The sequence below is a fragment of the Halobacillus sp. BBL2006 genome (genome assembly GCF_000786645.1).
In the GTDB taxonomy this organism is placed as follows: Bacteria; Bacillota; Bacilli; order Bacillales; family Halobacillaceae; genus Halobacillus.
Genome location: NZ_JRNX01000618.1, coordinates 1 through 2,473, shown reverse-complemented (window position 1 = coordinate 2,473; position 2,473 = coordinate 1). Strand labels below are relative to the sequence as shown.

Sequence of the window (2,473 nt, the reverse complement as noted above, 5' to 3'; positions counted from 1 at the left end):
GGATTTTACGGCCATGGTAGACGACACTTGCATAAGGGCAGCCTGTCTCAGCAGAGATTTCGCGATAGTTTTTATCTGTTTCTCCAATCAATCGCTTCACTTCGCTGAGATCGTAATCATATTGCTTACTTCTCTTCGCCATATTTAAATCCCCCATTTTTTTCGTATGTCTAAATATATTGTATACAAATTTATCTATTAATAATAGTATAAGTTATGATTTTTTAACTATTTTGAAGATATAACTAATAAAATAAGCAGGGGGCAGCTATGTTAAAAAAAATCTTATATGCAACCATTCCATTAAGTATCATGATTATCTTGTTCATTTTCTCTTCACAGCCTTATCAAGAACAAGACTTACGTCCTACATTAAGTCAGTATCTCCCGCTCGAAACGATCGAGCCTTTGCTGCAGCCAATTCAATTCACTTATCATCATAAGGTGGTAAGTATTGAAACGCATGGGGTTGATGGAATGATTGAATTCTTCATTAGAAAAGGAGCTCATTTTTCTATCTACAGTCTGTTAATGTGGACGACTTATTTAGCTCTTCGTCAATTTTTTCGTAAAACAGTATGGCAGCTGTTAGGGACGGCTTTCCTCATCACCGTCTCCTATGCAGGATTTGATGAATTCCACCAGTCGTTGACGCCAAACCGGACGCCTTACATCGGTGATGTCTTCTTAGATAGTATCGGCGCCTTGACAGCAGGAGTACTGATATCGCTTTTTTACATAGGGAAAAGATACAGAAAACCCAGCGGATAATGTTCCGCTGGGTTTTATTAATTAGCTTGAAGGCGTGAAGATATTGTTTCTGCGCCATTTGTATTCACAGTTAGTGCTGCGATTTGATAATCAGACAGAGAAGTAGATAGCTGTTTCAACTGCTCGGGTGTGATTTGATCATACAAAGCCACCATTGTCGGACCAGCACCGCTGATATACATGCCTAATGCTCCTTCACCAAGTACTGTTTGCTGGACATGATCGAAACCAGAAATCAGGTTCTTACGGTAGGGCTGATGCCACTGATCTCTGCTCATCATTTTTCCAGCCAGAGCCCAGTTTTGTTCAGCGAGGGCGGCAACGAGCACATTGGCGGTACCACTTGCATGAACCGCTTGTTTGTAGCTCATCTCTGTTGGTAAAAGTTCTCGCGCTTTCTCTGTTTCAAGATGAAAATCAGGAACGACAGCGAGCCACGTCAAGTCCTCCAGTCCTTTTGAAAAACGAACGAAATCGAGATGATTGCCGTCATAACTGGAAATCATGATGCCGCCGTAAATGGCAGGTCCGACATTATCCGGATGCCCTTCAATGTCGCAGGCGATTTTCAACTTTTCAAAACGCGTCAACTGTAAGTCCAAGATGTGATTCGCTAATTCGATTCCTCCTACGACGGCAGTGGAAGAACTGCCGAGTCCCCGAGCAATCGGTACATCATTCGTCATCTCAACATGATGCGGAGGTACTGATTCATAGTGATATAAATTCGCCGTATAAAGGGCCGTTTTATGAACCAGATTTTCTTCCCCAGATGGGATGTATGGCTGATCTTTTTCCGGAACAGCAAAGTACCACTCATCTGCAGGCTGACAATCCATGGTGACATATTTGGATAAGGCGATTCCAATCGAGTCGAATCCCGGCCCTAAATTTGCCGAAGTGGCCGGAACTCGGATTTGAAACGATGTCATGATTTTACTCCTGTGACGGCTTCTGCAAACTGTTCGATATCATTTTCAATGACTGTCGGTTTGACTGGGCTTGTATCCATAGCTGTCACCGGATCTTTCAACCCGTTTCCTGTCAGGACATGGACCACTTTGGATCCTTGTGGAATCGTACCGTTTTTCACCTTTTTGATCATACCAGCGATGGAAGCGCAGGAAGCCGGTTCGGCAAACACACCTTCCTTTTGAGCTAGCAGCTGATAAGCCTCTACAATTTCTTCATCGGTTACTTCATCAATCAAGCCGCCTGATTCATCACGAGCGTTCAATGCTTTATCCCAGCTCGCCGGGTTACCGATACGGATCGCTGTGGCAAGTGTTTCTGGATCTTCAATGACCTGATTACGGACGATAGCTGCTGAACCGCTTGCTTCAAATCCCATCATCTTCGGAAGCTTGGATCCGTGACGTTCGTGATACTCTTTAAAACCTTTCCAATAAGCTGTGATGTTCCCGGCATTCCCAACAGGAATCGAGAGAACATCAGGAGCTTGACCAAGCGCATCACACACTTCAAATGCTGCTGTTTTCTGTCCTTCGATACGGTAAGGATTGACGGAGTTCACCAGTGTCACTGGTTCACGCTCCGCAATTTCACGAACCATTTTCAATGCTTGATCGAAGTTTCCTTTAATAGCAAAAATTTCTGCCCCGTACATGACCGCCTGTGCAAGCTTGCCTTGAGCAATTTTTCCATCAGGGATGACGACGATACAGCGAAGCCCCGCGCGAGC

3 protein-coding genes are annotated in these 2,473 nt (G+C 44.3%); 1 reads left to right on the top strand and 2 read right to left on the bottom strand.

The annotated features are described in order from the left end of the window. Window positions 1-270 precede the first annotated feature (270 nt). Entirely contained in the window at window positions 271-771 is a 501-nt protein-coding gene (locus tag LD39_RS17045) for a VanZ family protein (RefSeq protein WP_035550391.1), read from the top strand. A 17-nt stretch (window positions 772-788) separates the two neighbouring features. Here the strand turns inward: LD39_RS17045 and thrB are convergent, their stop codons facing one another. Both thrB and thrC read right to left on the bottom strand, forming a co-directional pair. Further along, on the bottom strand, window positions 789-1,703 hold the full coding sequence (gene thrB / locus LD39_RS17040) for a homoserine kinase (RefSeq protein WP_035550387.1): 915 nt from the start codon (window positions 1,701-1,703) through the stop codon (window positions 789-791). Then, window positions 1,700-2,473: threonine synthase (gene thrC, locus LD39_RS17035; RefSeq protein WP_035550384.1), on the bottom strand; the 774-nt coding region annotated here is incomplete at its 5' end. The genes thrB and thrC, both read right to left, overlap by 4 nt.